The sequence below is a fragment of the uncultured Oscillibacter sp. genome (assembly GCF_910587525.1).
In the GTDB taxonomy this organism is placed as follows: domain Bacteria; phylum Bacillota; class Clostridia; order Oscillospirales; family Oscillospiraceae; genus Oscillibacter.
Map to the genome: position 1 here is coordinate 1 of NZ_CAJULS010000131.1, position 6,368 is coordinate 6,368.

A 6,368-nucleotide genomic window follows, 5' to 3' on the forward strand; every position below is an offset into this window, starting at 1 on the left:
ATCAGGAGAAGGATTATTTGGGCGAACTGGATGGCAGATCCGGCGACGGTGATCTGGGATTCAGCATGGAGGCCGCGTTCACCGCCGTGTGGAATACCGCGAAGGAATACAACGGCACACAGATCAGTGAGCTTTTAATGAAAGCCGCGATGAACTGTAACAAAGCTGCCCCTTCTACAATGGGAACTCTGATGTCCGCCGGAATTATGGCAATCGCCAAAGAAGTCAAAGGAAAGGACGGACTGGAAAACGGAGACGTCGTCCGCCTGCCTGGAATATTTGCCCAGGCCATCATGGCCCGTGGAGGCGCGAAGCTCGGGGATAAGACCATACTGGACGCGTTGTGCCCTATGGCCGAAACGGTGGAACGGGAATTTAGCCAGGGATCAGCGCTGAAAGCGGCCTTTTCCGCCGGCGCAGAGACGGCCAAAACTGCCGCCAAAGGAACCGCCGGAATGCGTGCCGCGGCTGGACGGGCAAAATGGCTGGGAGAACGGGCCGTCGAGTATCCGGATGGCGGCGCGGTCCTGTGCGGCATAATTGCTCAGGCACTGGTGGACTGAATATTTGATTTCCGTTTAGACAGAGGATATCTGTCAGAAACATCTGTAATTCGACAATTGAGGAGACAAAACATATGAACAAAGTAATCTTAAACGGCGTAGATCTGAGCATAGAGGACGTGGTAAAGGTAGCGCGTGAGGGGTATCAGGTGGAGATTGACGCGGCGTGCATGGCCCGGATTGCGGAGGTACGGGAGTACATGGAGCGGGAGTGGATGCGTGAGGACGCGCCCGCGGTGTACGGGTTCAACACGGGGCTGGGCAAGCACAAGGACTGCAAGGTGTCCATTGAGGAGAGCGACCTGCACCAGTACCGGACGGTGCTGTCCCACTGCGGCGGCGTGGGCGAGGCGGCGCCGGAGGACGTGGTGCGCGCGGCGATGTGCGTGCGTCTGAACGCGTTCTGCCGCGGGGTGTCCGGCCTGCGGCCCGCGGTGGTGGAGCGGCTGGTGGAGCTGCTGAACAAGGGGGTACACCCGGTGGTGCCCTGGCAGGGGAGCGTGGGCGCCTGCGGCGACCTGGCCCCCATGGCCCACATCGTCTCGGTGCTCATCGGGGTGCCCCAGGCGGAGGCGTTCTACCAGGGGGAGCGGATGCCGGCCCAGGAGGCGCTGAACAAGGCGGGAATCACCCCGGTGGAGTTCCAGCTCAAGGCGAAGGACTGCCTGGCCCTGCTCAACGGGACCACCATGTTCGCCGGCATGGCCTGCCTGAATATCCACGACGCGGAGCGGCTGTACAAGGTGTCTGAGATCACCACGGCCCTGTCGCTGGAGGCGGTACGGGGGGAGACCCGGGCCTTCGACCCCCGGATTCAGAGCGCCCGGCCCTACGAGGGGCAGATCAAGGCGGCGGCCAACGTGCTGCGGCTGGTGGAGGGCAGCCAGCGTGTGACGGAGGATTCCCGCAAGGTGCGTCTGGACTACGACGTGATGCACCCCCACTACCAGGAGCGGGTGCAGGACGTCTACTCCCTGCGGTGCATGCCCCAGGTCCAGGGCGTGTGCCGGGAGAACCTGAGCTACATCAAGCACCTGGTCGCGGTGGAGATCAACGCCGCCACCGACAACCCCCTCATCTTCCCCAAGGGGGACGGGCACTACGAGTTCCTGTCCGGGGGCAACTTCCACGGCGAGCCCACCGGCTTCGCCATGGACCTGCTGACCATGTCCCTGGCGGAGATCGGGAACATCGCCGACCGGCGGTGCTTCTCGCTGTGCGACCCCACGCTGAGCTACGGCCTGCCCCTGGCCCTGGCCGGGGAGCCCATCGGGCTGAACTACGGCTACAATATCATCTGCTGCTCCACCTCCGCCCTGGCCTCGGAGAACAAGACGCTGTGCTTCCCCTCGGTGTGTGACAACATCCCGACGAAGGCCAACCAGGAGGACCACGTGTCCATGGCGCCCTGGGCGGCGCGGAAGGCCCAGCTGGCCATCAGGAATCTGGAGAAGATTCTGGGCATCGAGCTGCTGCTGGCGTCCCGGGGGATCTTCATCTCCTCGGAGAAGCTGGGGCAGTTCAAGCTGGGCAAGGGCACCCAGGTGGCCTATAAGCTAGTGACCGACCGCGTCGCGTTCCAGCGGGAGGACATCTACATGGGCGACCAGTCCAAGGCGGCCATCGGTCTGGTGGAGTCGGACGAGTTGCTCAAGGCGGTGGAGGCCGCGGTAGGCGAGCTGTAAGAAAAGCGGACAAGAGGGACAGCCGGACTGGCGTGGGAAAGGGCCGGCTGTCCCCCGGCGTATTTAGGAGTTGAACGATCATGTCGGAAAAGAGCTGTGAGATCAGCCTGCGGCTGAACGGCCGGGAGCGGCGGTTTCGCGTGGAGGAGCGGGAGACGCTGCTGCGTGTGCTGCGGGAGCGCGCGGGGCTGACAGGCGCGAAAAAGGGCTGCGACCTTGGTGAGTGCGGGGCGTGTACGGTGATTCTGAACGGCCGGGCGGTGAACTCCTGCTGTGTGTTCGCGGTACAGGCGGACGGCGGGACGGTGGAGACCATCGAGGGGCTGGGGACGCCGGACAAGCCCCATCCGCTCCAGCGGGCGTTTATCGACGCGGGGGCCATCCAGTGCGGGTTCTGCACGCCGGGGATGATACTGGCGGCCAAGGCGCTGCTGGACCGGGAGCCCCATCCCAGCCGGGAGGCGATCCGGCGGGCGCTGTCGGGGAACCTGTGCCGGTGTACGGGCTATGAGAAGATTGAGCGCGCGGTGGAGCTGGCCGCGGAGGCCATCTCCGGCCTCGTGGAGAAGGGGGGCGGAGAGGCGTGAGCGGGGAACGGAGCTTTCAGAGCGTGAATCAGCCGCTCCCCCGGCTGGAGTCGCTGGAGAAGGCCACGGGGCGGGCGAAGTATACCGACGACCTGCGCCTGCCGGACATGGCCTACGCGGCCCTGGTGCGCAGCCCCTACTCCCGGGCCAGGGTGAGGGCCATCGACGTCAGCGGTGCGGAACAGATTCCCGGCTACCTGGGCTGCCTGCTGCCGGAGGAGGTCCCCCAGGAGTATTTCAACTGCTCGGGCAACCCGCCCTCCCCCCTGCTGATGAAGGACGAGCTGGTGCTGACCCGGGAGCCGAAGGTGCTGGGGGACCGGATCGCCTGCGTGGCGGCGGAGACGGAGGAGGCGGCCCGCGCGGCGGCGGACGCGGTGCGGGTGGAGTATGAGGTGCTGACGCCCTATCTGGATGTGAGCGGCGCCCTGCGAGAGGGCGCGGAGCCGCTGCAGCCCCACATCGCGCCGGACAACATCATCCAGCGGCGGGAGGTGAGCCAGGGGGACCGGGCGGCGGGGGAGGCCGCGTCGGAGATCATTGTGGAGGACCACTTCTCCACTCCCCCGATGCAGCACGCCACGATAGAGCTGACCAGCTGCCTGTGCGACTTCAGCGACGGGGTCCACCTGACGGTGTACAGCACGTCCCAGACGGTGTTTCAGGAGCGGCGGCTGACGGCGGAAATTCTGGGAATCAAGGAGTCGGACGCGCGCTTCTCCAAGCCCATGGTGGGCGGGGGCTTTGGCGCGCGGCAGCAGCTCCACGCCCAGCATGTGGCGGCGCTGATGTCCAAAAAGCTGAGGCGCCCGGTGAACCTGTCCTACACCCGGGAGGAGGACCTGTACTCGGTGGCGCGCCACGGCTCGGAGGTGGACCTGCGGATCGGGGCCAGCCGGGACGGGAGGCTGCGGCTGTTTGACACCACCTACCGCCTCAACGGCGGGCCCTACACCACCCACACCCCCACGGTGGTGGCGGCGGCGGCCCGGAAGCTGCAGTACCGGGTGCCCAACTACTTCTTCGAGGGTCTGAGCGTCTATACCGACCACATCACCGGCGGAGCGTTCCGGGGATACGGCAACACCCAGCTGACCTTCGGGCGGGAGATTCTGATGGACCGGCTGGCCCAGAAGCTGGAGATGGACCCGGTGGAGCTGCGGCTGCTGAACCAGGTACAGGTGGGGGAGTGTTTCCCCTGCGCCAGCATCCCGGTGAGCAGCAACAACATCGCCGGCTGCGCCCGGCGCTGCCGGGAGATCCAGGCGGAGATCGACGGGAAGAGCCCCCTGGTGGACAACGAAGAGGTCCGGCAGGCCTGGGGAATCGCCTTCAGCTGCCACGGCTCCGGCCCCTCCTCCAAGGAGGGCCTGAGCTCGGCGGTGGTGATCCTCAACGACGACGCCACGGTGCAGCTGCTGGTGGGGTCGTCGGACATCGGCCAGGGCAGCGAGACGATGGAGAGCCAGATCGCGGCGGAGTGCCTGGGCGTCCCCCTGTCCGACGTGAGGATCACGGCGGCGGACACCAGGGTGACCCCCTACGACACCGGCACCTTCGGCAGCAGCCAGACCTTCATCTGCGGCAACGCGGTGACCCGGGCCTGCGCGGATTTGAGGAAAAAGGTGCTGGCCCAGCTGCGGGCCATCCGCCCGGACAGCCAGGTGGAGGAGCGGGGGCGGGGCTACCTGGTGGACGGCGAGCCCCTCAGCTTCCGGGAGGCGGCCCGGGAGGTGATGTTTGACATCCGGGGCGGCGTGATGATCGGCAGCGGGACCTATAAGGCGGAGGCCTGTCCCAACCCCTTCTCGGTGTGTTTTGTGAAGGCGGAGTACCACAAGAAGCTCAACGCCATCCGGCTGCTGGACATCATCGAGGTGGTGGACGTGGGCACGCCCATCAACCGCCTGACGGTGGAGGGGCAGCTGGAGGGCGGGATCGCCCAGGGTGTGGGCTACGCGCTGTACGAGCGGCTGGAGATCAACCCCCGGAGCCGGCGGACGCTGAGCTCCGACCTGCTGCACTACCGGATCCCTCAGATGGCCGACATGCCCCAGACCCATGTGGATATGGTGGACAGCTACGACCCCTACGGCCCGCTGGGGGCGAAGAGCGTGGGGGAGCTGGCCACGGTGCCGGTGGCGCCGGCCATTGTGAACGCGGCGCGGCGTGCCAGCGGGCGGGAGATCAACAGCCTGCCGCTGTGCGACCGGTTTGTCATACTGCCCAGCCGGCGGAAGGAGGAAGACGGATGATGGTCAAAACGGTAAAAGAGGCGCTGGAGGCCGGCCCCGGCACCTATGTGGGGGGCGGGACGGACCTGATGCCGCTGCTAAAAAACCACGCGCGGGACGACCGGACCCTCATTTTCCTCCACCAGGTGGAGGAGCTGAGGGGGATCCGGGAGGAGGACGGATACGTGTACCTGGGCGCGGGAGAGACGCTGTACGACCTGTCGGTCCACCCGCTGGTGAGAAAGCGCCTGCCCGCCGTCGCCCAGGCGGCGGGGGTGACCGCCTCCCCCCAGATCCGGAACATCGCCACCCTGGGCGGCAACATCATGCAGGACCGGCGGTGCGTCTACTTCAACCAGAGCCGGTTCTGGCGGGGCGGGCTGGAGCTGTGCTTCAAGACCGGGGGAGCCATCTGCCACCAGATCCCCAACTCCCCGGTGTGCCGGGCCATCTACTACTCGGACGCGGCCACCGCCCTGCTGGTGTACGAGGCGGAGGCGGAGTGCGTGGAAGAGGAGCGGCGGAGCTGGGTCCCGGTGGCGGAGCTGATCCGCCGCCACAGCCAGGCCAACGGTTTGGCCTGTGACCGGCGCCTGCCGGCGCTGGTGGTCCGGTTCCGGATACCGGTCCCGCCGGAGGGGGAGCGGAGCGGCTTTTACAAGTACGCCATGCGCGCCACCATTGACTTCCCGATTATCAACTTCGCCCTGCGCGCGGGGGGCGGCCGCCCGTCCAGGGCGGCCGCGGGCGCGGTGGCCCCGGAGCCGGTGCCGCTGGAGGAGACAGCCGCCGCTCTGGACCAGGGAAAGGACCGGGACGCGGTCACCGCCGCCTGCCAGCGGGACCTGGCCCGCCTGGCCCTCCCCATCCGCGAGGCCTGCGTCCCTCCCGCGATGAAACGCGGCCTTTACTCCCATATAGATATCCTGCTGCGCTCCCTTACACAGTCTGACAGGGGCTGAGATCGTATGATCTCAGCCCCTGTTTTTCCTTGAATTGTTCTGGTTTGAGCCGGAATCAGGAGTCGATAAAGCCGCAACAACCGCCGGTGTGACTGATCGGAATGGAGCCATCCAGATGATTCTCCTTAATCTGGGCAATCTTTCTCATGTGGAGAAGTTTCTGGCGGATGCGGGTTATTCCGGCGAATGATTCACAAATCAAGTGAAAGACATTTGCGGTGCGCGGGTTAAAGCGATCATAGAGCAGTACAAACCGACAACAACAGAAGAGATGCGGGACATCTTTGGCCTTGTGTTCGAGGCTATGCTACAAGGGGACATGGATAGTCACCTGGGG

At 65.8% G+C, this 6,368-nt stretch carries 5 protein-coding genes; all 5 read left to right on the forward strand.

Translation table 11 applies throughout. From position 1 onward, the window contains the following. Positions 1-563 (forward strand): DAK2 domain-containing protein (locus QZ326_RS10600; protein ID WP_295744977.1); only part of this gene is annotated, 563 nt, incomplete at its 5' end. 74 nt (positions 564-637) lie between these two features. Next, positions 638-2,248: a histidine ammonia-lyase gene (locus QZ326_RS10605; RefSeq protein WP_295744979.1), complete on the forward strand. Its 1,611-nt coding sequence runs from the start codon at positions 638-640 to the stop codon at positions 2,246-2,248. 80 nt (positions 2,249-2,328) lie between these two features. Next, positions 2,329-2,835, forward strand: a complete 507-nt coding sequence (locus QZ326_RS10610; RefSeq protein ID WP_295744983.1) for a (2Fe-2S)-binding protein — start codon at positions 2,329-2,331, stop codon at positions 2,833-2,835. A gap of 23 nt (positions 2,836-2,858) precedes the next feature. Then, the gene (locus QZ326_RS10615) at positions 2,859-5,090 is read left to right on the forward strand and encodes a xanthine dehydrogenase family protein molybdopterin-binding subunit (protein WP_295744985.1); all 2,232 of its coding nucleotides are present in this window, start codon (positions 2,859-2,861) and stop codon (positions 5,088-5,090) included. Beyond that, positions 5,087-6,031: a xanthine dehydrogenase family protein subunit M gene (locus QZ326_RS10620; protein ID WP_295744987.1), complete on the forward strand. Its 945-nt coding sequence runs from the start codon at positions 5,087-5,089 to the stop codon at positions 6,029-6,031. The genes QZ326_RS10615 and QZ326_RS10620 overlap by 4 nt, the downstream gene beginning before the upstream one ends. Positions 6,032-6,368: the final 337 nt, after the last annotated feature.